The sequence below is a fragment of the Haemophilus sp. THUN1690 genome (assembly GCF_059704375.1).
On record NZ_AP046582.1, the window covers coordinates 551,667 to 573,110 of the forward strand.

Below are 21,444 nucleotides of genomic sequence, written 5' to 3' on the forward strand. Positions count from 1 at the left end.
CTTTAAAAAAGAAAACCGAGTAAAGACTCGGTTTTTCTTTTTTAGAATAGGTTACTGATAAAGATGACTAAAATAATCACTGGCACAACGAATTTCACATAGTTAAACCAGATTTTAGTGAATGTTGAGTGAGGTGTTGGAGAAAGTTCTTTTTTCGCCTCATCTTTTAACACGAAACCAACGAAAATAGCACAACCAAGTGCGGTCAGCATAAAGAGAATATTTCCACTAACATAATCATAGAAATCAAAAATGCTTTTGTCGAAAATGGTGAAATCTTTCCATACATTATCACCTAAAATTGCAGGAATATTGCCTAAGACAAAAATTCCAGTAAGGGTTAAGACAATCGCTTTGCCACGGCGCATTCTGAGCTTTTCTTGTAATGCGGTAATGATCACTTCATAAATTGTGATTGAAGTAGTTAGCGCAGCAATTAATAATAAGCCGAAGAAAATAATTGCAAAGAATTTACCCGCCCATAAGTGAGAGAATACGATAGGTAAACTTTGGAATACTAAAGTTGGGCCTGCATTTGGTTCAATTCCAAAGGTGAAAAGTGATGGAAAGATCATAAAGCCCGCAAGTACGGCAATAATTGTGTTGGTAAAACCAGTAATAACTGCAGTTTGTATTAAGTCTTCTTCTTTATTTAAGTAACTGGAAAGGGTAATTAATACGCCAAAACCAAGGCTTAATGCGAAGAATACCTGACCTAAAACGAAGATAAATAATTGTGGCGTAATTTTGCTGAAATCAGGTTTTAAATAGAATGTAATTCCTTCCATTGCGCCAGGTAATGTTACGTTGCGAATAACCATTCCAATGAGGAAGATGAATAGCAATGGCATTAAATATTTTACAGAGCGCTCAATTCCACCAATGATCCCTTTAGCTAAAATAATGTAATTCACTATAACAAATAAGAAGGTGTATAGCATAATTTCATAAGGACTATTGCCAATATGCAGCTCATAGAAATCTTTGGCAATGTCTTTTGTAATTGGTGTTGAAATATCCAATGTACCGCTAATTAGGTTGATGATATAAGAAATAACCCAGCCACCAAGCACCATATAATACGCCATGATACCGAATGAACCGAGTAAGCCCATATAACCAAGGATTTTCCAATATTTGGAAATGCCTTTTCCTTTATCTAGAATTTTATCGCCAAAGGCATCAATGGAGTTTACACGTAAGCGACGGCCAATAACGTTTTCAACGAGAATCATCGGAATACCGATTACGATCATTGCTATACAGAAAAGTAGCACGTAGGCTCCGCCACCATTTTCGCCCACAAGGTAAGGGAAACGCCAAGTAGCGCCGAAACCGACAGTTGCGCCTGCGACAGTCATGACATAAGTGAGTCGGCTCGACCAAGTTTGTCGTTGTTTGTTGTTTGTTGTCATTTGTTTTCCTATTTTTAATAAAAAGTGCGGTAAATAATTAAGGTGTTTTATCGCAAAAATTAAAACTCAATTTTTTCTTTATATTCACACAGATCTTCAATAATGCACGAGCCACAACGAGGTTTACGTGCGATACAAGTGTATCGACCGTGTAAAATTAACCAATGGTGAACATCCACTTTAAATTCATCAGGTACGACTTTAAGCAGTTTTTCTTCTACTTTTACAACATCTTTACCTGGTGCAAAATTAGTTCGATTGCATACACGGAAAATATGGGTATCCACTGCAATGGTTGGATGACCAAATGCCGTATTTAGTACAACATTGGCTGTTTTTCTACCCACACCCGCTAATGCCTCTAAGGCTTCGCGATTTTCGGGTACTTCACCGTTGTGCTTTTCAATTAAATCACGGCAGGTTTTGATAATATTTTCTGCTTTGCTATTAAAAAGCCCGATAGTTTTAATATAGCTTTTTAAACCATCTAATCCTAAATCTAAAATCGCTTGTGGCGTGTTTGCAACAGGAAATAGTTTTTCTGTTGCTTTATTCACGCCTTTATCGGTTGCTTGTGCCGATAGAATTACCGCAATTAATAATTCGAAGGGCGAATTATACTGTAATTCTGTGGTCGGGTGGGGATTTTGATCTCTTAATCGGGTTAATATTTCGATTCTTTTTAATTTATTCATCTTATTTATCAATTCGATTTTTTATTGCAAGGAGCAAGCCTAATCCTATAAATGCGCCTGGAGGCAAAATGAAAAGTAAAAAGCTACTTTCTGTATGGTAAATATGGAGTGTTAAAAATTTTGCTTGTTCGCCAAATAGATTTTCGATGCCGTCAAAAATCGTACCTTGTCCAATGATTTCACGCAATGCGCCAAGTACTGTCAAGCTAAGCGCCATTCCTAATCCCATTGAGAAACCATCCCAAACTGAATGGAGTAAACTGTTTTTTGAGGCGAATGCTTCTGCTCGACCAATCACAATACAGTTGGTAACGATAAGTGGAATAAAAATCCCAAGTGATTGATAAAGCGTATAGGTATAAGCATTCATTAAAAGTTGAACGACAGTTACTGTGGTCGCAATGATCATCACGTAGATTGGAATGCGGATTTCATTCGGAATATATTTACGGAAAAGCGAAATGACCGTATTTGTGCAAGTGAGCACAAGCATTGTTGCTAATCCCAAGCCAAGTGCGTTGGTGGCTGTGCTAGACACCGCTAAAAGCGGACAAAGCCCGAGAAGTTGAACAACCGCTGGATTATTTTTCCAAATTCCTTGAGCAAAGATTTCTTTCCACATGGATTTTTGTTGATTTTCAACCGCACTTTCTATCTGTTCTTCTTCAAGTGCGGTATTTTTTTCAGTTAAATCTGTCATATTATTTCACTTGTGTTGAAAGCTGTTGTAACAAGGCTTGGTTATTTAGCATGATTAATGCTGAGCGTTTAGTTTGATTCACCACTGCGCGAGGTGTAATGGTTGCACCAGAAAATTGATCAAATTTTCCGCTATCTTTTTTTACTGCCCATTCGCTTAAATTATGCTCATTAATCGATTGATGAGTGAAATTTAGAATCCAGTTGGAAATACGGAGTTCAATTTTATCGCCTAAGCCAGGAGTCTCATGGTGTTCGATTACTCGTACGCCTAAAATTTCACCTTTCGGATCTAATCCCACAAGCAAACGAATATCGCCAGAATAGCCATCAGGCGCGGTGGTTTCATAGGCATAAGCAGAAATATTTCCATCTTTTTTTGCAAAATAAATTTTCTGAATGCCCACCAAATTTTTATCTTGAGGGATAACCGCACTTTCTAGCAAATTATTATTGAAATAATCTTGTGGAATGACCTGTAAAAGTAATTCTCGTTGTTGTGCCGCCATCACTGCATCAATTTTATCTTTTGTTAGGAAAAAAATACCCGCAGAAATTGCTGTGCAGAGTAGGGCGACAAAGCCTAACAATATCCCGTAACGCGATGTGATTTTTACTGTGCCCATTATTTTTTTCCTTTTGTTGGATAACCAGATACTCGAGGACGTGTGTAATGATCGATAAGTGGAACGCAAATATTACTTAATAAAATTGCGAATGCTACACCATCTGGAAAGTTTCCGTGATAGCGAATGAGATAGACAAATAACCCCACTAATGCGCCAAAAATAATTTTTCCTCGTGGTGTAATGGAGGCCGTGACAGGATCTGTCGCAATAAAAAATGCGCCAAACATCATGGCACCACTCACGAGTTGGCTAATCGCACTTAAATGCGTGAAGCCAGTAAAAGCGGTCGCGGTGGCTAAACAGAAAAAGGTGACAAGCATCGCCACTGGAATTTGCCAGTGAATGACACGTTTTAAAATAAGGAAAATTCCGCCCGTTAAGAAAGCCATGTTGACTTGCCACCATCCTTGAGCAAAGTCTGTTCCATTACCCATAAAGATAGGCAGTTTAATTAATTCATAAAAATCATTTAATTGAGTGTGACTTTTATAGAAAATTTTTGCGCTATCCAAAGGCGTTGCTTGGGTGATGCCATCAATGTTATGTGTAAGTTGTGAAAGGGTGAATCCATTAGTGGTTAAACCTGAAAATATTAATGAAAATGCATCTAAAAAAGTCGGTGGTTCCTGTAATAAATTAATTGGTGGCATCCAAGTTGTCATTTGTAACGGGAATGAAATCAAGAGAATTACATAGCCAATCATCGCAGGATTGAATGGATTTTGTCCTAAACCACCATAAATCTGTTTACCTAATAAAACTGCACAGAGTGTTCCAATGATGATGACCCAATAAGGCGCATAAGGTGGAATAGCCATTGCCAAAATTAAAGCAGTCAGGGATACGCTGAAATCTGAAAGATAATTTAACGGCTTTTTGCCGCGTAATTTTATTGCAATAAATTCCGCAATGATTGCTGTACCAATGGCTAATGCGGATTGAAACACCACGCCAAATCCAAAATAATAAATTTGCGTGAAAAAAGCTGGCATCATTGCCAACATTACCCAAAGCATAATACGCGCTGTGAGTTTCCCCGAATGAGTATGAGGAGAGCTAACCATTTTAAACATTATTTTATTCCTGATAATTTTCTAATGTTGCTTGTGTTTTTGCCAGTTTTTTCGCTTTTGCACGAGCAATAGCCGCAGCTATCGCCGCTTTTTTCGGGTCAAGTGCGGTTGAATTTTCTTCTGTTTTTTCTACCGCACTTTCTACGGTTTGAGTATTTGAGACTGATTCAGTGGTTTCATTTACTTGCGCAAGTTTTTTTGCTTTTGCACGAGCAATCGCAGCGGCTACGGCTGCTTTTTTCGGATCGAGTGCGCTTGAATTTTCTTCTGTCTTTTCTACCACACTTTCTATGGCTTGAGTGCTTGGAACTGATTCTGTTGTTCCATTTACTTGCGCAAGTTTTTTTGCTTTTGCACGAGCAATAGCAGCGGCTACGGCTGCTTTTTTCGGATCAAGTGCGGTTGAATTTTCTTCTGTTTTTTCTACCACACTTTCTATCGCTTGAGTGCTTGGAACTGATTCTGTAGTTCCATTCACTTGAGCAAGTTTTTTTGCTTTTGCACGAGCAATAGCAGCGGCTACGGCTGATTTTTTCGGATCGAGTGCGGTTGAATTTTCTTCTGTTTTTTCTACCGCACTTTCTACGGTTTGAGTATTTGAGACTGATTCAGCGGTTTCATTTGCTTGCGCAAGTTTTTTCGCTTTTGCTCGAGCAAGTGCGGCTGCAACTGCTGCTTTTTTTGCATCGGTTGGTTGAGTTTGTTGTTCTTGGTTTTCGACTTGAGATTCCGCTTGCTGACGAGCCAGACGACGAGCTTTACGTTGTGCCATTAAATCAGCGTTATCAGGTAAAACTTCCCCTTTTTCTGAGGTAATCGTTTTAACTTGTATTGATTCTGTTTCATTGGCTTTTTTCGCTTTCAAGCGTTCTAACGCTGCTTTAACAGGATCTTCACCTTTGGTTTGCGCTAATTCTTCTCGACGTGCTTCTGCTGCACGTTGTGAACGTGCTTTACGCTCTTGTTCTTCACGTTCCATTCGCGCTTGTTTCGCTTCAAAACGAATTTTGGCTTCATCTGATTTTTTCTGTTTTTCTTTTATTTGCCAAATTTTTGCTTTTTCTTGGCGGAAATACTGAATCAGCGGAATATGGCTTGGGCATACATAGGCGCAAATCCCGCACTCGATGCAATCTTTGAGGGCGTATTCTTCTGATTTTTTGTGATCTTCACTACGAGCAAACCAGTAGAGTTGCTGTGGCATCAAGTTGACTGGGCAGGCATCAGAACAGCTAGAACAGCGAATACAAGCTTGTTCAGGCTCTGGTTCTGCATATTCAAAATAGTCTGGTGCAAGCAAGCAGTTGACAATTTTGGTCACCGGTGCATTTAGGTTGGAAAGTTCCAATCCCATCATGGGGCCACCGGCAAACACTGGATAACGTTCATCAAATTGATAACCAGCGTGCGTCAATACTTGATAAATTGGTGTACCAAGTCGAACCCAATAATTACCTTTTTTAGGAATTTTATCACCAGTAAGGGTGACGACACGTTCAATTAAAGGTTCGTCATTTATAACCGCTCTTTTAATTGCAAAGGCTGTACCAACATTATGCATCAGTACGCCAATACTAGAAGAACGCACGCCACTTGGTACTTCCATTCCTGTAAGTAAATAAATAAGCTGTTTTGCGGCACCCGAAGGATATTTTGTTGGAATCACGCGAATGCTAATGTCATTTGCTCCTTGTAGCGCTTTACGAATTACCTCTATTGCTTCAGGTTTGTTGTCTTCAATGGCGATGACTACGTTTTCAGGTCGTAGGATATAACGCAAAATACGAATGCCTTCTATGATTTCATCGGCGCGTTCACGCATAAGACGATCATCACAAGTAATATAAGGCTCACATTCTGCACCATTGATAATTAAGAGTTTAACTTTTTTCTCTGCTGATTGAATTTTAGCGGCAGTCGGAAATACTGCACCACCCAAGCCAGCTACACCAGCTTGATAGATTTTGTTAATGAGTTGTTCTGGCGAGAGTGTTAAAAAATCATCAATAGGATTACGCTCTAGCCATTGATCTAAGCCATCTGCTTGCAAATGAATTGCAGCTTCATCAAGACCAGACGGATGTGCAGCGACATAAGGTTTAATCGATTTAATTGTACCTGAAGTTGGCGCATGAACGGGTAGCATACGTAAGCCATCACCTTGTGTTAAAGGTTGACCTTTTAATACGTAATCGCCTTCCTTTACTAAAAGGTTACCCATTGTTCCTGCGTGCTGTTTAAGAGGAATATAAAAATCCGTAACTAAAGGGTGATGACGTAATGGTTGTGAATTAGATTGTGATTTCATTTCAGGCGGATGAATGCCACCTTTGAAATCCCATAATTTACCAGAATTGAAACGAGATAATACGTCCGCCATTTATTTCCCCACAACCAATTTTTTCTCAGTGCCATTTACATTCATTACTGGAATGACTAATTTTGCATCAAACTTCCAATCCCAATTATCGATATTTTTTTTCACGGGAATCATTGATATACAATCTGTTGGGCAGGGTGCTACGCAAAGTTCACAACCTGTACAGAGATCTGGAATGATCGTATGCATGAATTTATTTGTACCAATAATGGCATCAACAGGACAGGCTTGAATACATTTTGTGCAGCCAATGCACATGTTTTCATCAATAAAAGCGACTTTCTCGATAGGTTCTTCTACACCGTCCATTGCTGGCACATCAACACCTAAAATTTCTGCAATTTTTACAATGGTAGGTTGACCGCCAGGAATACATTTTGTGATTTCATCTCCATTGCAAATAGCTTCAGCGTATGGTTTGCATCCCGGATAACCACATTGTCCGCATTGGCTTTGTGGTAAAATAGAGTCGATTTTTTCCACAATGGGATCGGCCTCAACTTTGAGTTTAAGTGAAGCAAAGCCTAAAATCGCACCGAAAATTAAAGCGAGTAAAGTGATTATGATGAATAAAAGGGTCATTATTTCTTTCTTTTTCCTGAAAAATACTGAGAGAACCCAATAAATAAAATCAAAATGGTAATAGCCATTAAAAGATAGATCATTTTATTACTTCACTAGTCCTGTGAATCCCATAAAAGCAAGAGACATCAAACCAGCGGTGATAAGGGCGATAGATGAACCTTTGAAAGTTAAAGGTACATCGGCTGCTACAAGACGTTCACGAAGCGCAGCAAAAAGCACTAATACAAGTGCAAAGCCAAGAGATGCACCAAAACCATAAATGACAGATTCTGTTAAATTATGAGCAAGATTTACATTTAATAATGCGACACCGAGAACTGCGCAGTTTGTGGTTATCAAAGGCAAGAAAATTCCAAGTAAACGATATAGTGTTGGGCTAGTTTTATTTATCACCATTTCGGTAAATTGTACAACTACGGCAATAACCAAAATAAATACTAATGTGCGTAAAAAAGTAGCATTTAAGGGAACAAGAATATAATGATCAACTAAATACGAGCAAAGGGAGGCGACAGTTAATACAAACATTGTTGCTAATCCCATTCCCACTGCGGTTTCAATTTTTTTGGATACGCCCATAAAAGGACAAAGTCCTAAGAATTTCACCAATACAAAGTTGTTAATCAGTGCAGTACCGATAATTAATAAAATATATTGTGTCATTGCTTTCTGCCTTGTGTATAGGTCGGCTATTATCCTCATTTATAGGCGCGATAACAATAGAAAATTTGGGGTAGGGTAAAGAGAAAATTGAGATTTTCTCGTTTTGTGAGAGATGAATAAAAAGCGCATCTAATCATTTAAACCATTAGATGCGCAAGTCTTGAAATTAATAATACTCTACTTGATTTATGTTAGTGGAGTATTTTTGAAGCTCAATATCAATTATTTTTGATATAGTTTTGCTGGACCTTGAGTACCACCGTTAGATTGACCACCTTCTTGTAATTTTAATACAGAACCAGAAGCAGTTATCTCAACACGACGGTTAGGGCGTAAGCAATCTTTTAGTGCTTGTCCATTAACACCATCACAAGCTTTTATTTGAGGGTTTTTACCATAGCCTACAGCGGTGATTTCAGCTGTAATTCCATCTTCAATCAAACGAGCTTTAACTCTGTCTGCACGATGTTGGGAAAGCTCTAAGTTGTAAGTTTCAGAACCTAAACGATCTGTATAACCTGCAACTTTAACTTTTTTAGCACCAGCAGATTTTAATTGAGATGCAACATTATCAACTACCTTTTTACCCTGAGCTGTTAAAGTATCCTTGTTAAAATCAAATAAAAAGTCACCACTCAAATTAAATGCTGAATTTCCATTACAACTGTTTGGATACCAGAAGAAACTTTGCGCATTATGATTTTTGTCAAATAATACTTTATATTGACAAATCTTATGAATGCCATTTTCACGATAATTGAATACATAATCCCATTCAGACACGCCATACAATCCTTCAGTAAAATGTGGATTACCAATTAATTGGCGAATTTGATCTTTATTCATTCCAGCTTCAATTATGCGAACATTGTCCCAATTTGGCCAGGTACCAAATTGGCTACCATCGTGGTTAAATGTCGCAGAATCAATTTTAGGCCACACTAATTGAGGTACTTGTTCACCATTTACGTCTTTATATTCTGGTTTACCAGCGTCAGTCACCTTACTCAAGTTACCACAAGCTGCAGCAGTTGCGATGGCAACAGTTGATAATAAAATGCGGGATAATTTCATTTTTTTTACCTTTTATTTGTCAATAGCTCTTCGGAAAGAGAATGATGAAACTTCATGAATTAAATATTATAAAACTGTAAAAGCTTCCGCTGTACATAGTAAAGGCAAAAAATTGTCTTGTAAATAATAAAATCAGTGAATTATCCCTCTTTTTTGTAAAGGAGTGTAAAGATATCTATTTTTAATGTATAAAATCATTTGCTCGCTTTGTAGTATAACGATGGATAATATTTACTGCACTTTCTTCAGCTTGACGACCTAATTTTTTTATCAAGGATTTTTTCAATCGATACTTCACACTTACTACATGTTTTTCTTTCATTTTTTCCAAAATTAAATCATCACTGGTTGAAATTTCATCGACTAATTTCAAGTTGATTGCTTGTTGGCCAAACCAATGTTCCCCAGTAGCAATTTTATCAATATCTACACAAGGGCGATTTTGTGAGACGAATTGTTTAAATAATTGATGGGTTTCTTCCAACTCTTGTTGAAATTTTTGTTTGCCTTTTTCGGTATTCTCACCTAATACGGTTACTGTGCGTTTAAACTCACCAGCAGTCATAACATCTACATCAACATCATATTTTTTCAATAAACGATGAACGTTTGGAATTTGTGCTACGACGCCGATAGAACCAATAACAGCAAAAGGCGCAGATACAATTTTATCTGCTACACAAGCCATCATATAACCGCCACTTGCTGCAACCTTATCTACAGCGATGGTTAATTTTATGCCTTTTTGTTTCAAACGAGACAACTGAGAGGCTGCAAACCCATAATCATGAACAATACCGCCCGGGCTTTCTAAACGTAATAATACTTCGTCTTCAGGTGTTGCTACATTTAAGATTGCTGAAATTTCTTCTCGAAGTGTGGTCGTTTCTGATGCTGAAATATCACCATGAAAATCCAAGACATACACATAGCTTTTCTTTTTGTCATCTAAGGTTTCACCTTTTTTTAATTTTTCTTTACGTTTTTTAGCCTTTTGTTTTTCAGCTTTTTTCTCTGCTTTAGCTTGCTGTTTTAGCTCTTCTTCTGAAAGATTAAAATCACGTAAAACACGAACTTGATGATCAAATTCTTCAGATAAGTCTTTAATTTCTAATTCTCCTATTTTAGATTTGTTATGTTGACGATAAGAAATCACCAAACCAACAATAGCAAGAATGAGTAATAAAATTGTTAGAATTTCCAGAATGAAAATTCCATAGCCAGTTAAAATATCGTTTAACATTGTTACTCCTATTGATATTTTATAGATTACATTGTGCTTGGTACTAGTCGTGACTAGTCTAGACATCAACATGATAAAATATTGTGATTATTTGTGCTATTACAACAAAGATTTTTTAAACTAATTCTCACTTTTTTTATTTTCATTTTTGCTGATTTAGCATAGCATAAGGAACGATTTCATTTTCATTTATAAAAAGGAGTAATTATGAAATTACGTGCTGTTGTATTAGGTCTTGCAACATTATGTGCTAGCACAGCGACTTTTGCTGGCATGGTTTCTACTTCATCTAACCTTGAGCTTTTAGCCATTGATGGTCAAAAGGCATCTAAATCTCTTGCAAAGGATGCTAAAACCTTTGCTGTGAATGACACCCAAAACCATCAGGTTGTTGTTCGTTTAAGTGAAATTATTGGTTCTGGATCTAGCCAAACCCTTTTTGAATCTAACCCAGTAATCGTGACATTTCAAGGCAATGCAGAGGATCTTGTTATTTCGGCACCAGCTATTCGTGGTCGTTCAGAAGGTGATAAATTCAATGAAATGCCAAGCATTAGCGTAAAAACAAAATCTGGTAATACGCTTTCAGCAAAAGTGGATGTGTTAAAACAAGAAGGTTTATTTCCAAGTGCTAATGTGGTGAATGATCTTGCTGAATATAATGCGTCTGGCGCAACCGCATCTGTTGCTGCATTTGCTGCATTTGCTGCAACTACAGCAGCTAGCCCAATGGTCGCTACTCCAGCAAGTAATGCAAAAGCGAATAAAGGTAAAGTGGTTGTTCAAGGTGAAAACGTTGCAGAGCAACAGCTCCAATATTGGTTCCAACAAGCTGATAAAGAAACTCAAACACGTTTCTTAAATTGGGCAAAATCCCATAAATAATTACCGCACTTCATACAATAAAAAGTGAGCCTTGTTGCTCACTTTTCTATTTTGATAAGGATTTGAAATGAATATTCGGTTAAATGCCAAAGTAATCGCTGCGATTCCTGTTTTTATTGCTGTAAATATTGCGGCAGTGGGAATATGGGCTTTTGATATTTCTTCGCAATCAATGCCTTTGATTCTAGGGATTATTGCAGGTGGTTTAGTGGATTTGGATAACCGTTTAACTGGACGATTGAAAAACGTATTTTTCACGCTCATTGCCTTTTCTATTTCATCCTTTATTGTGCAGTTACATATAGGTAAGCCTATCCAATATATTGTGTTAATGACGGTGCTGACATTTATTTTCACCATGATTGGCGCCGTAGGGCAGCGTTATAGCACGATTGCTTTTGGTTCATTAGTGGTTGCTCTTTATACCACGCTGACTTATGTGCCTGAAGGAAATGTATGGTTTATTAATCCCATAATGATTTTATGCGGTACCTTGCTATATAGTGTGGTGACTCTGATTGTTTACCTGTTTTTCCCAAATCGTCCCGTGCAAGAAAGTGTCGCTAAAGCGTTTTGTGCGTTGGGCGAATATTTAGATACTAAATCCTGTTTTTTTGATCCTGACGAAGTAGCTGAGATTGAAAAAAAACATCTCAATTTTGCAATGAAAAATGCGAATGTTGTCACGGCGTTTAATATTGTGCGTACCGCACTTTTTTACCGTATTAGAGGGCAACATCGCCATCCTCGTACCCAGAGAATGTTACGTTACTATTTTGCCGCACAAGACATTCATGAGCGCGCCAATTCTACACATTTTGATTATCAACAAATAACGGAAAAACTAAAAAATACAGATTTGATTTTCCGTGTTCAACGTTTGTTAGAGCTACAAGCACAATCCTGTAAAGAAATCACGGTGAGTTTACGTGAAAATAAACCTTATCATTTTAATGAACGTGTCGAACGTGCACTTTTGGGCACCTTGCATTCCTTTGAACTATATAAAGCACAACATCTCAATGATCAAGATGAACTGATTGAGATTCAAACCTTGTTAGATAATCTACAAAGTATCAACTGGCAACTTCGCCAATTGGCACAAGAAACGACGGATACAGAACAATTAGCTCAAATTCATACGGAACAAATCACAGGGTTAAAAAATATAAGTGCGGTGATTTTTAGTCATTTTACTTTTGAGTCGCCGTTGTTCCGTCATGCGGTACGCTTATCCATTGTGGTATTTTTATGTTGTGCAATTGTTGAGTTTTTCCAATTTAATCTTGGTTATTGGATTTTATTGACCACTGTATTTGTGTGTCAGCCAAACTATTCAGCAACTAAAGTCCGTTTACGTCAGCGTATTATTGGCACGATATTAGGCGTAGTGGTGGGGTCACTATTACCTTATTTAAATTCAACCTTAGAATTAAAACTGGGGCTTGTGGTGCTCACAAGTACTTTGTTCTTTTTCTTCCGTAGTAATAATTACAGCTTTTCAACCTTTTTCATCACACTACAAGTATTGCTCAGTTTTGATGTCATGGGATTCGATACGGCTGCTGCGTTGATGCCTCGTTTACTCGATACTTTGCTTGGTGCCGCGATTTCATGGTTTGCAGTATCTTACTTATGGCCGGATTGGAAATATTTGCAGCTTGATAAAGTGAGTCATCAAGCATTGCGTAGTGATGCGGTATATTTATTGCATATTATTAGCCAATTGCAATTTGGTAAAAGCGACGATCTTAAATATCGCATAGCACGTCGCAATGCGCATCAATATGCAGCCGCACTGAGTACAACACTTTCTAATATGAATAATGAGCCAGTGAAATATAAGGCATATTTACAGAAAGGTTTTGATTTGCTCAAGCTTAATTATTCTCTATTAAGCTATATTTCTGCCCTTGGCGCTTATCGCGACAGAATGAAAAATTTGCAACAGACCGCACAGTTTTTATCCGGTTTTTATCCTGTGGCAAAGAAAATTATCTATACCTTAGAACACATTGAAGAAATATCCGAAGCTATTTTTAACCAACAGCAAGAACGTATTGAAACACATTTAAAAGAATTAGAAAAACAAGAGATGACGGCAGAAGAGCGCGCTGTCTTTAGTTTACCGTATCAGCAATTGAATTTGATTACGCAACTCTTACCGCAGTTCTATGAGTATTTTAGGAAAGAGTCTTGTTAAAGAGTATGGGAGCGTTATAAATATAAAAGTGCGGTTGATTTTTGAGAGATTTTAAAACTCGTTAAAAATTAACCGCACTTTATTTTTTATTGAGCAATAATATTGACGAATGAGTTATTACTGCCCCATGTTTTTCACTGATTTTAGGAACCCTTGGGCGCTATCAAACACAGAAGATTTTCCCTGTGCCTGTAAAATCATATCGGACATTTCTCGGAAGGCACCTTTTCCGCCATTGGTAGAAAGTACATGATCAACAGCATTTTTCACATAAATAGGGGCATCAGCCACAGTAAAAGAAGTTCCACACGCTGCAAAGGCGGGAAGATCTACGCTATCATCGCCAATATAAGCGGTCTGCTCGGCAGTGACGCCTGCTTGTTTCATAAGATCAAAACAAGCGGTTTCTTTTTCAAGTTTTCCAAGAAAGAATAATTTAATACCAAGATCGGCAATGCGACGGCGTAAAATAGGGGAGTCGCGACCAGAAAGCACTGCCACTTGAATACCCGCATCCATCAGCATTTTTATGCCTAAACCATCGCGAACATGAAAGCTTTTGATGGCTTCACCATTGGCATCATAATGAAGTTGTCCATCGGTGAGTACGCCGTCTACATCAGTAATAACAAATTTAATGTTTTCTAATTTTTGTTGCATTGGGATTCCTTAGCTTGAAAATTCTACTAAACCCACCACGTGATTTTCATCATTAACAACGACTAGCGAGTGAATTTTTTTCGCTTTCATAAAGTCTTCTGCTTTGGATAAAAATTCGTCTTGATGAATAGTTTTTGGTGAACTTGTCATAAAATCTTTAGCTGTTTTATTCAGCGTTTCTGCACCATTGGCTGTAAGCGCGCGGCGAATATCGCCATCCGTGATAATGCCTTTAAGTTGCTCGTTTTCCATTACTAAGGCAACGCCCATTCGCCCTTCATTCATGACTGTGAGGCAGTCAGTAAAATTAGTGGTCGGTAAAATTGTTGGTAGGCGAGTTTGCATTTGATCTTTCACTTTACATAATAAACGACGACCAAGACTGCCACCTGGATGGAATTTAGCAAAGTCAGCTGGTTGAAAATTGCGTGCCGTAATGAGCGACACGGCGAGTGCATCACCAAGTGCAAGCGTTACAAGTGCGGATGTTGTTGGCGCGAGATTATTTGGACACACTTCACGCTCAACAGCTATATCTAGAACATAATCTGCATGGCGTGCGAGCGTGGAATTTTTGTTACTCGTCACAGCAATAATTTTATTACCAAAATTTTTTAAACTTGGAATCAGTTTATTGACATCATCGGTTTCACCGCTATAGGAAACCAACATCACGATATCAATTGGTTTCAACATACCTAAATCGCCGTGGAAGGCTTCAGTCGGATGTAAAAAGAAACTTGGTGTGCCCGTAGAGGCAAAGGTAGCCACCATTTTTTTACCGATTAAACCAGATTTCCCTATCCCGCCGATGACTAATCGTCCTTCGCAAGCAAGGATTAAATCCACGACTTGATTAAAATCCTCGCCTAAACGTTGGCTGAGTTGCAAAAGTGCGTTGCTTTCCACTGAAAGGGAATCCTGTGCAATTTTTAGATAGTTCATTCTTCTTCCTAAAAGACCGGTTGAAATTGGCGCTATTTTAGCGGAATCATAAAAAAATACGAATGAAAAATTCGATGTGAGCGAGGCATTATTGTTTATAAGATTGACGAGCAATATCTAAAAATTGGGGATTTTATTGACCGCACTAATGATTGCCCCTATACTACGCTCCGAGTTGGTTAGACAATCGCTGGTTTATTGAAGCCCTTAACCGTATTTATACGACCTAGTGGGACAAGTAAACGAGAGGAAAGTCCGAGCTACACAGGGCAGAGTGCCGGATAACGTCCGGGCGGCGTGAGCCGACGACCAGTGCAACAGAGAGCAGACCGCCGTGTAAACGGTAAGGGTGAAAGGGTGCGGTAAGAGCGCACCGTGCCTCCGGTAACGGTTGGCAGCAGGGTAAACTCCACTCGTAGCAAGACCAAATAGGAATCCAATGAGTGGCCCGCTCAGGATTCGGGTAGGTTGCTTGAGCGGCAGAGTAATTTGTCGCCTAGAGGAATGATTGTTCACGACAGAACTCGGCTTATCGACCAACTCAAAATTTTTTGGAAATGACCGCACTTTAGTTTATTTTTCGGAATAGATTAAAGTGCGGTTGTTTTTTGACGAATATTAAATTATTTTTCGTTTAATACACGTGGAAATAAAATATTATTTTCCAAATGAATATGGTGCATTAAATCATCAATAAATTCATTAATACCACTATATAAGGCTTTCCAACTGAAACAAGCATCTGCAGGTGGCGTGCAGTTATTAGTAAGCGATTTGATCACTTCCACATCTTGTCCTGCTTCATCGTGTTCCATTTCCATTACACGAATTGGCATTGAGGCCATAGCATAATTTCCCATTTTGATCATAGGGAACAAAATTTGTTCTTCTTTCATTAAATGCTGGCTAAGTTCAGCATAAATTTTTTCTAACTGTGCGGCTACGCCGACAGGGCAGTCATCACGATCACCATGTACATTTTCTACTTTCTCCGCCAATGTAATTAATTCAGGGAGTTGTTCACGGTGGCGATCATGAAAACGAGTAATAATGTGATCGATCATTTCTGCATAAGATGCCGAAGTCCAATCTTTATCATTATTTTCTGATTTACTTTGTTGCAAATCAGTTAAACGTTTTTCAATTTCAGCAAGGTTAAGATTCTTTTTTTGTGCTGCGACTTCTAATAATACAGAACCTCCGCAGCAAAAATCTAAATCATATTCACGAAAAATTTTAGTTGCACCTGGAATTGAAACAGCGAGTTCGCTAAGTTTTTGTTGGGCAAAAGACATAAATCACTCCTATATTGATTAAGTAAAAATAAATCCGATAAAAATGGTAGGATATTTTTCTGATTATGAAAAGTAGAGAGATTTATTTATTGATTAAATTATGATTTAAATCAATAAAAATACCTCATAATAATCAGGTCAAAATTTATGGTTATTTACATAAATAAGATTAATTATCACTAATGAGGCAGCTTTAAATTCATTATGTATTTTTTTATATAATTGATTTTTAATAATTTAGGAAAATACTGATTTTCATCAATATTATTGATTGTTTTTATGAAGTGAAATCTTTTAGAATGACGACAAATTAAATTTAACGCATAACTCCGAGCTTGTTTAGCCTAAGTTTCACAAGAAATACGGCGACAAGCCAATAACGCCGTGTGTTATTCAGGGATACGCTGGAAACGGTTTATCCTCTCCGTATTTAGAAAGGTGTAAAATGCAATCCATTCCTATCAAGAACGTAGGAGAGTCTCGCTTAGTCGATCCTTTCCAACGCCAATATTATTATCTACGACTGTCGATTACCGATCAGTGTAACTTTCGTTGTACCTATTGTTTACCTGATGGTTATCAACCCGAAGCCAACAAACCAAGTTTCTTAACTTTAAAAGAAATTACCCACCTTGCTCAAGCGTTTGCTGAAATGGGCACAGAGAAAATCCGTTTAACGGGTGGCGAACCGACTTTACGCAAAGATTTTATTTCTATTGCTGAAAGCATTGCTAATATTGATGGAATCCGTCAATTAGCTGTCACGACAAATGGCTATCGCATGGCAAAAGATGTGGCTGATTGGAAGAAAGCAGGAATTACGTCTATTAACGTCAGTGTTGATAGCTTAGATCCAAAAATGTTCCACCAAATTACGGGTATCAATAAATTTGATGACGTGATGCGTGGTATCGATCGTGCGTTTGAAGTGGGCTACAACAAAGTCAAAGTTAATTCAGTTTTGATGAAAAATTTGAATGACAAAGAGTTTGAACAATTCCTTGTTTGGGTCAAAGATCGCCCAATTCAAATGCGCTTTATCGAACTGATGCAAACGGGTGAAATGGATAGTTTCTTTGATAAACACCATCTTTCTGGACAAGTCTTAGCTGATAAATTGTTGAAAAATGGTTGGACATTACAGCATAAATCCCATACAGATGGCCCTGCAAAAGTCTTCACGCATCCTGATTATGCTGGCGAAATTGGCTTAATTATGCCTTATGAGAAGAATTTCTGCGCAAGCTGTAATCGTCTCAGAGTGTCAGCGAAGGGCAAACTTCATCTCTGTTTATTCGGCGAAGAAGGCATTGAATTACGTGATTTATTGCAATCCCATGAACAGCAAGATATTTTGCAAGCACGTATTTTTTCTGCATTGCAAGGTAAACGTGAACATCATTATTTGCATATCGGTGATAGTGGCGTAAGAAATCATTTAGCTTCTATCGGTGGCTAAAAGAAAATAGGTGACTTTTACTGTTCACTTATTTTGCTTTCATCACACATGTAAAACATTCAATATTTTAACCGCACTTTTATTTTATTATGACTACATTTACGCATATCAATTCTCAAGGCGAAGCCAATATGGTGGATGTTTCTGCAAAAGCAGAGACCGTTCGTGAAGCTCGTGCTGAAGCCATCGTTACTATGTCAAAAGAAACCCTTGCTATGATCGTGGAAGGCAAACATCACAAAGGCGATGTATTTGCTACAGCACGTATTGCAGGTATTCAAGCGGCAAAACGTACTTGGGAACTTATCCCGCTTTGCCATCCATTGTTACTTTCTAAAGTAGAAGTGAATTTAGAACCGTTACTTGAAACCAATCAAGTTCGTATTCAATCTCTTTGCAAATTAACCGGTAAAACCGGCGTAGAAATGGAAGCATTAACCGCTGCAAGTGTGGCTGCCTTAACCATTTACGATATGTGTAAAGCCGTACAAAAAGACATGGTGATTGAGCACGTTCGCCTGTTAGAAAAGAGTGGTGGAAAATCCGGTCATTTTATTGCGGAGGAAAAATAAGATGTTAAATGTTTTATTTTTTGCTCAAACTCGAGAATTAATCGGGGAAGATTCTATTCAGCTTGAAGGCGATTTTGCGACAGCAGAAGCGGTGCGTGAACATCTTGCTCAAAAAGGTGATAGATGGGCGTTAGCGTTAGAAAAAGGAAAGCTTTTAGTCGCCATTAATCAAACCTTGATGCCATTAGAAAGTGCGGTCAAAAATGGTGATGAAATTGCGTTTTTCCCACCTGTAACAGGAGGCTAAATGACGGATATTCAAATTTCAGTACAAGAACAACCTTTTGATCAAAATGTCGTTTACCAATGGCTTTCTGAGCAACATTCGGTTGGCGCAACGGTTATTTTCGTGGGTAAAGTACGCGATCTTAATTTAGGCGATGAGGTATCCAGCTTATATTTGGAACATTATCCCGCAATGACAGAAAAAGCCTTACGTGAAATTGTAGAACAGGCGAAAGTCCGTTGGGATATCCAGCGAGTATCTGTAATTCATCGTGTGGGACTTTTACATACTGGTGATGAAATTGTTTTAGTTGGTATCAGTTCAGCTCACCGAGGTGATGCTTATCACTCCAATGAATTCATTATGGACTTCTTAAAATCCAAAGCCCCATTCTGGAAGAAAGAACAAACCCATCAAGGTGAACGTTGGATTGAAGCAAGAGAAAGCGATAAAGAAGCGTTAGAGAAGTGGTAATAAATAAGTAAAATTAAATTTTATCTCACTTAAATCTTAGACGGTTATTGGTTAGAGAAACTGTTATTTAAATGCGATTGTGTAGTGTTTATCCATAATAAAATCAGCACCTTAATTACGGGTTTGTTTACTCCTGCTTTTGAGGTGCAGATCATTTTAGGGCACTTTTTTATTCGCCTTTAACTACGCTGCCCATTTCATTTTATCGCGACGTTTCATTTGATGAATCGTATTGGTTACTGTGCCGACAATAGGTAAATTTGACCAATCTTTTGTATTTATATTTGGTGTAGTGGAATCCAATGCCATGAAAAGGTAATTGCCGCTATGCGCCATAAATTCATAGACATGAAATTCGTTATTTTCTTCTAGCACAACAAGATCACCTGAATAAAGATCGTCATTTTTTTCGACGACTAGCATATCTCCAGTTTCAATTCCCCAAGCTAACATATTTGGATTAGTTACATGAATAAAACAGGTCTGCTTTGGACGCTTAATGCAATAAAGATTCAAGTCTAGTTTTTTATTGAATTTAAGGCTGTCATCCATATCACTGAAAAAAGGGAGTGGATTATAAGAAAAATCCATTTCATATTGTGAAGTCAAAGTTTGGTTGCTCATTCTCTTATCTCCTGTTAAATAATATGGATAAATAACCTTTTACCTTGTTTTTTTGTACAGTTAAAGTTTACTGGTATTTCATACAGGGTGTCAATAGGTTAAATAAAAATTTTTTTTATAAGTATGTTTTTAGAAAATATCTAACAAATTTAGAAAAAAGTTCACTTATTGGATAAAAAATAACAAAAAATATTTTCTTTCGATAAGAATTTACGCTATCTTTAATTCCCTTGTAGGTGGATTGGTAACAATCTGAAGTTAAATTTATTGAAAAGAAAGATAAAAGTATGAACACATCTCGTTTATTTCGTCTGTTATTCCAGGGCAATTTAGTAAAAAGAATTGCAACTGGTTTAGTTCTAGGGATCATTATTGCGCTTGTTGGACCTGCACTTGAAGGTGCTTTGGGTTTTAATATTGCGGAAAAAGTAGGCGTTTTAGGTAGCATCTTTGTTAAAGCATTGCGTGCTGTTGCGCCAATTTTGATTTTCTTCCTTGTTATGGCTGCGCTTGCAAACCGTAAGATTGGTACGAAAAGCAATATGAAAGAAATCATCGTGCTTTACCTTTTAGGCACCTTCTTAGCGGCGATTGTCGCAGTTATTGTAGGGTTCGTATTCCCAACGGAAGTTGTACTTGCAACCAAAGAAGATGCAAGCTCAGCGCCACAAGCTGTTGGTCAAGTTTTATTTACCCTTATCTTAAACGTGGTGGACAATCCATTAAATGCAATTTTCAAAGCAAACTTTATTGGTGTATTAGCATGGTCTATCGGTTTAGGTTTAGCGTTACGTCATGCATCTGATGCAACTAAGAACGTATTATCTGATTTCGCTGAAGGCGTATCAAAAATTGTTCACGTCATTATTTCTTTTGCGCCATTTGGTGTATTCGGTTTAGTGGCTGAAACCTTATCTGATAAAGGATTAGTCGCATTAGGGGGTTATGTGCAATTACTTGCAGTATTAATCGGTACAATGTTATTTACTGCTTTTGTTATTAACCCAGCATTAGTTTATTGGAAAATTCGTCGTAATCCGTACCCATTAGTATGGACTTGTGTACGCGAAAGTGGTGTAACTGCATTCTTCACACGTAGTTCTGCGGCAAATATCCCAGTAAATATTGAATTAGCAAAACGTTTAAACCTTGATGAAGAAACTTATTCTGTTTCTATTCCATTGGGTGCGAACATCAATATGGCAGGTGCTGCAATCACGATCACAATTTTAACGTTAGCTGCAGTACACACATTAGGTGTGGAAGTATCTTTTGTTAGTGCGATTTTATTAAGTATCGTGGCTTCTCTTTGTGCTTGCGGTGCATCTGGTGTGGCAGGTGGTTCATTATTATTAATCCCATTAGCATGTAGCTTATTTGGTATTTCTGATGATGTAGCAGCACAAATGATCGGTGTAGGTTTCATTATCGGTATTTTACAAGACTCAACTGAAACCGCATTAAACTCATCAACTGACGTATTATTTACTGCGGCAGTATGTATGGAAGAAGAACGTAAAAACGCAGCATAATGATGATGCAAATAAAAGAGCGGGCTATGCCCGCTTTTTTTATGTGATTCTATATGCAAAGTGCGGTCTATTTTGATAGACTTTTGCCACGTTTTATTTCCCTACAAATAGGT

At 37.8% G+C, this 21,444-nt stretch carries 21 protein-coding genes, 1 other RNA gene and 1 riboswitch; of the genes, 8 read left to right on the plus strand and 14 right to left on the minus strand.

Annotated features, from left to right (window positions below; genetic code table 11):
* Window positions 1-41 precede the first annotated feature (41 nt).
* The 10 genes from AC6H22_RS02635 to sohB all read right to left on the minus strand — a co-directional run bounded on the left by AC6H22_RS02635 (window position 42) and on the right by sohB (window position 10,456).
* On the minus strand, window positions 42-1,415 hold the full coding sequence (locus tag AC6H22_RS02635) for a sodium-dependent transporter (RefSeq protein WP_005626179.1): 1,374 nt from the start codon (window positions 1,413-1,415) through the stop codon (window positions 42-44).
* Window positions 1,416-1,474: 59 nt separating this feature from the next.
* Complete coding sequence (nth, locus tag AC6H22_RS02640; protein WP_005626177.1) at window positions 1,475-2,110, minus strand: endonuclease III; 636 nt, start codon at window positions 2,108-2,110, stop codon at window positions 1,475-1,477.
* Between the two features lies 1 nt (window position 2,111).
* On the minus strand, window positions 2,112-2,810 hold the full coding sequence (locus AC6H22_RS02645) for an electron transport complex subunit E (RefSeq protein WP_005626176.1): 699 nt from the start codon (window positions 2,808-2,810) through the stop codon (window positions 2,112-2,114).
* Window position 2,811: 1 nt separating this feature from the next.
* Window positions 2,812-3,435 carry an electron transport complex subunit RsxG gene (gene rsxG, locus AC6H22_RS02650; protein WP_118816824.1) on the minus strand — a complete coding sequence of 208 codons (624 nt, stop codon included), beginning with the start codon at window positions 3,433-3,435 and terminating at the stop codon, window positions 2,812-2,814.
* Window positions 3,435-4,511 (minus strand): electron transport complex subunit RsxD, encoded by a 1,077-nt coding sequence (rsxD, locus tag AC6H22_RS02655; RefSeq protein WP_005626172.1) that lies wholly within the window; start codon window positions 4,509-4,511, stop codon window positions 3,435-3,437. The genes rsxG and rsxD overlap by 1 nt, the downstream gene beginning before the upstream one ends.
* A gap of 4 nt (window positions 4,512-4,515) precedes the next feature.
* Complete coding sequence (rsxC, locus tag AC6H22_RS02660) at window positions 4,516-6,891, minus strand: electron transport complex subunit RsxC (RefSeq protein ID WP_118816825.1); 2,376 nt, start codon at window positions 6,889-6,891, stop codon at window positions 4,516-4,518.
* On the minus strand, window positions 6,892-7,473 hold the full coding sequence (rsxB, locus tag AC6H22_RS02665) for an electron transport complex subunit RsxB (protein ID WP_005626168.1): 582 nt from the start codon (window positions 7,471-7,473) through the stop codon (window positions 6,892-6,894). It abuts the gene before it with no gap.
* Window positions 7,474-7,560: 87 nt separating this feature from the next.
* Entirely contained in the window at window positions 7,561-8,139 is a 579-nt protein-coding gene (gene rsxA, locus AC6H22_RS02670; RefSeq protein ID WP_032825413.1) for an electron transport complex subunit RsxA, read from the minus strand.
* A 222-nt stretch (window positions 8,140-8,361) separates the two neighbouring features.
* Entirely contained in the window at window positions 8,362-9,213 is an 852-nt protein-coding gene (locus AC6H22_RS02675) for an OmpA family protein (RefSeq protein ID WP_005626164.1), read from the minus strand.
* Window positions 9,214-9,394: 181 nt separating this feature from the next.
* Window positions 9,395-10,456, minus strand: coding sequence for a protease SohB (gene sohB, locus AC6H22_RS02680; RefSeq protein ID WP_118816827.1), 1,062 nt, complete (start codon window positions 10,454-10,456; stop codon window positions 9,395-9,397).
* 207 nt (window positions 10,457-10,663) lie between these two features.
* Between sohB and AC6H22_RS02685 the strand changes: the two genes are divergently transcribed.
* Both AC6H22_RS02685 and yccS read left to right on the plus strand, forming a co-directional pair.
* Complete coding sequence (locus tag AC6H22_RS02685; protein WP_118816828.1) at window positions 10,664-11,341, plus strand: curli polymerization inhibitor CsgI-related protein; 678 nt, start codon at window positions 10,664-10,666, stop codon at window positions 11,339-11,341.
* Between the two features lie 67 nt (window positions 11,342-11,408).
* A complete protein-coding gene (gene yccS, locus AC6H22_RS02690; protein WP_118816829.1) occupies window positions 11,409-13,544 on the plus strand; it encodes a YccS family putative transporter in 2,136 nt (711 codons plus the stop codon).
* A gap of 117 nt (window positions 13,545-13,661) precedes the next feature.
* Here the strand turns inward: yccS and AC6H22_RS02695 are convergent, their stop codons facing one another.
* Both AC6H22_RS02695 and AC6H22_RS02700 read right to left on the minus strand, forming a co-directional pair.
* On the minus strand, window positions 13,662-14,204 hold the full coding sequence (locus AC6H22_RS02695) for a KdsC family phosphatase (protein ID WP_005625798.1): 543 nt from the start codon (window positions 14,202-14,204) through the stop codon (window positions 13,662-13,664).
* Between the two features lie 9 nt (window positions 14,205-14,213).
* Complete coding sequence (locus AC6H22_RS02700) at window positions 14,214-15,149, minus strand: KpsF/GutQ family sugar isomerase (protein WP_192885313.1); 936 nt, start codon at window positions 15,147-15,149, stop codon at window positions 14,214-14,216.
* 171 nt (window positions 15,150-15,320) lie between these two features.
* Here AC6H22_RS02700 and rnpB point away from each other — a divergent pair.
* An RNA gene (rnpB, locus tag AC6H22_RS02705) (RNase P RNA component class A) lies at window positions 15,321-15,697 on the plus strand.
* Window positions 15,698-15,772: 75 nt separating this feature from the next.
* Here the strand turns inward: rnpB and ytfE are convergent.
* Window positions 15,773-16,444, minus strand: coding sequence for an iron-sulfur cluster repair protein YtfE (ytfE, locus tag AC6H22_RS02710; RefSeq protein WP_005625800.1), 672 nt, complete (start codon window positions 16,442-16,444; stop codon window positions 15,773-15,775).
* A 315-nt stretch (window positions 16,445-16,759) separates the two neighbouring features.
* A riboswitch (molybdenum cofactor riboswitch) is annotated at window positions 16,760-16,901 on the plus strand.
* Here ytfE and moaA point away from each other — a divergent pair.
* The 4 genes from moaA (at window position 16,890) to moaE (ending at window position 19,175) form a co-directional block, all read left to right on the plus strand.
* Window positions 16,890-17,903: a GTP 3',8-cyclase MoaA gene (moaA, locus tag AC6H22_RS02715; protein WP_046952941.1), complete on the plus strand. Its 1,014-nt coding sequence runs from the start codon at window positions 16,890-16,892 to the stop codon at window positions 17,901-17,903. It overlaps the preceding riboswitch by 12 nt.
* An 89-nt stretch (window positions 17,904-17,992) precedes the next feature.
* Complete coding sequence (gene moaC, locus AC6H22_RS02720; protein WP_005625811.1) at window positions 17,993-18,475, plus strand: cyclic pyranopterin monophosphate synthase MoaC; 483 nt, start codon at window positions 17,993-17,995, stop codon at window positions 18,473-18,475.
* 1 nt (window position 18,476) lies between these two features.
* Complete coding sequence (gene moaD, locus AC6H22_RS02725; RefSeq protein WP_005625813.1) at window positions 18,477-18,722, plus strand: molybdopterin synthase sulfur carrier subunit; 246 nt, start codon at window positions 18,477-18,479, stop codon at window positions 18,720-18,722.
* The gene (moaE, locus tag AC6H22_RS02730; protein ID WP_005625816.1) at window positions 18,723-19,175 is read left to right on the plus strand and encodes a molybdopterin synthase catalytic subunit MoaE; all 453 of its coding nucleotides are present in this window, start codon (window positions 18,723-18,725) and stop codon (window positions 19,173-19,175) included.
* 183 nt (window positions 19,176-19,358) lie between these two features.
* Here moaE and AC6H22_RS02735 read toward each other — a convergent pair whose 3' ends face one another.
* Window positions 19,359-19,799 (minus strand): LexA family protein, encoded by a 441-nt coding sequence (locus AC6H22_RS02735; RefSeq protein ID WP_046952942.1) that lies wholly within the window; start codon window positions 19,797-19,799, stop codon window positions 19,359-19,361.
* A gap of 287 nt (window positions 19,800-20,086) precedes the next feature.
* On the opposite strand from AC6H22_RS02735, the gene sstT reads away from it, so the two are divergent.
* Complete coding sequence (gene sstT, locus AC6H22_RS02740) at window positions 20,087-21,331, plus strand: serine/threonine transporter SstT (protein ID WP_005626569.1); 1,245 nt, start codon at window positions 20,087-20,089, stop codon at window positions 21,329-21,331.
* Window positions 21,332-21,444 lie beyond the last annotated feature (113 nt).

Coding starts and splice junctions, on each gene's coding strand:
- AC6H22_RS02635 (WP_005626179.1), bottom strand. CDS start 1,415: ATGACAACAAACAACAAACAACGACAAACTTGGTCGAGCCGACTCACT.
- nth (WP_005626177.1), bottom strand. CDS start 2,110: ATGAATAAATTAAAAAGAATCGAAATATTAACCCGATTAAGAGATCAA.
- AC6H22_RS02645 (WP_005626176.1), bottom strand. CDS start 2,810: ATGACAGATTTAACTGAAAAAAATACCGCACTTGAAGAAGAACAGATA.
- rsxG (WP_118816824.1), bottom strand. CDS start 3,435: ATGGGCACAGTAAAAATCACATCGCGTTACGGGATATTGTTAGGCTTT.
- rsxD (WP_005626172.1), bottom strand. CDS start 4,511: ATGTTTAAAATGGTTAGCTCTCCTCATACTCATTCGGGGAAACTCACA.
- rsxC (WP_118816825.1), bottom strand. CDS start 6,891: ATGGCGGACGTATTATCTCGTTTCAATTCTGGTAAATTATGGGATTTC.
- rsxB (WP_005626168.1), bottom strand. CDS start 7,473: ATGACCCTTTTATTCATCATAATCACTTTACTCGCTTTAATTTTCGGT.
- rsxA (WP_032825413.1), bottom strand. CDS start 8,139: ATGACACAATATATTTTATTAATTATCGGTACTGCACTGATTAACAAC.
- AC6H22_RS02675 (WP_005626164.1), bottom strand. CDS start 9,213: ATGAAATTATCCCGCATTTTATTATCAACTGTTGCCATCGCAACTGCT.
- sohB (WP_118816827.1), bottom strand. CDS start 10,456: ATGTTAAACGATATTTTAACTGGCTATGGAATTTTCATTCTGGAAATT.
- AC6H22_RS02685 (WP_118816828.1), top strand. CDS start 10,664: ATGAAATTACGTGCTGTTGTATTAGGTCTTGCAACATTATGTGCTAGC.
- yccS (WP_118816829.1), top strand. CDS start 11,409: ATGAATATTCGGTTAAATGCCAAAGTAATCGCTGCGATTCCTGTTTTT.
- AC6H22_RS02695 (WP_005625798.1), bottom strand. CDS start 14,204: ATGCAACAAAAATTAGAAAACATTAAATTTGTTATTACTGATGTAGAC.
- AC6H22_RS02700 (WP_192885313.1), bottom strand. CDS start 15,149: ATGAACTATCTAAAAATTGCACAGGATTCCCTTTCAGTGGAAAGCAAC.
- ytfE (WP_005625800.1), bottom strand. CDS start 16,444: ATGTCTTTTGCCCAACAAAAACTTAGCGAACTCGCTGTTTCAATTCCA.
- moaA (WP_046952941.1), top strand. CDS start 16,890: ATGCAATCCATTCCTATCAAGAACGTAGGAGAGTCTCGCTTAGTCGAT.
- moaC (WP_005625811.1), top strand. CDS start 17,993: ATGACTACATTTACGCATATCAATTCTCAAGGCGAAGCCAATATGGTG.
- moaD (WP_005625813.1), top strand. CDS start 18,477: ATGTTAAATGTTTTATTTTTTGCTCAAACTCGAGAATTAATCGGGGAA.
- moaE (WP_005625816.1), top strand. CDS start 18,723: ATGACGGATATTCAAATTTCAGTACAAGAACAACCTTTTGATCAAAAT.
- AC6H22_RS02735 (WP_046952942.1), bottom strand. CDS start 19,799: ATGAGCAACCAAACTTTGACTTCACAATATGAAATGGATTTTTCTTAT.
- sstT (WP_005626569.1), top strand. CDS start 20,087: ATGAACACATCTCGTTTATTTCGTCTGTTATTCCAGGGCAATTTAGTA.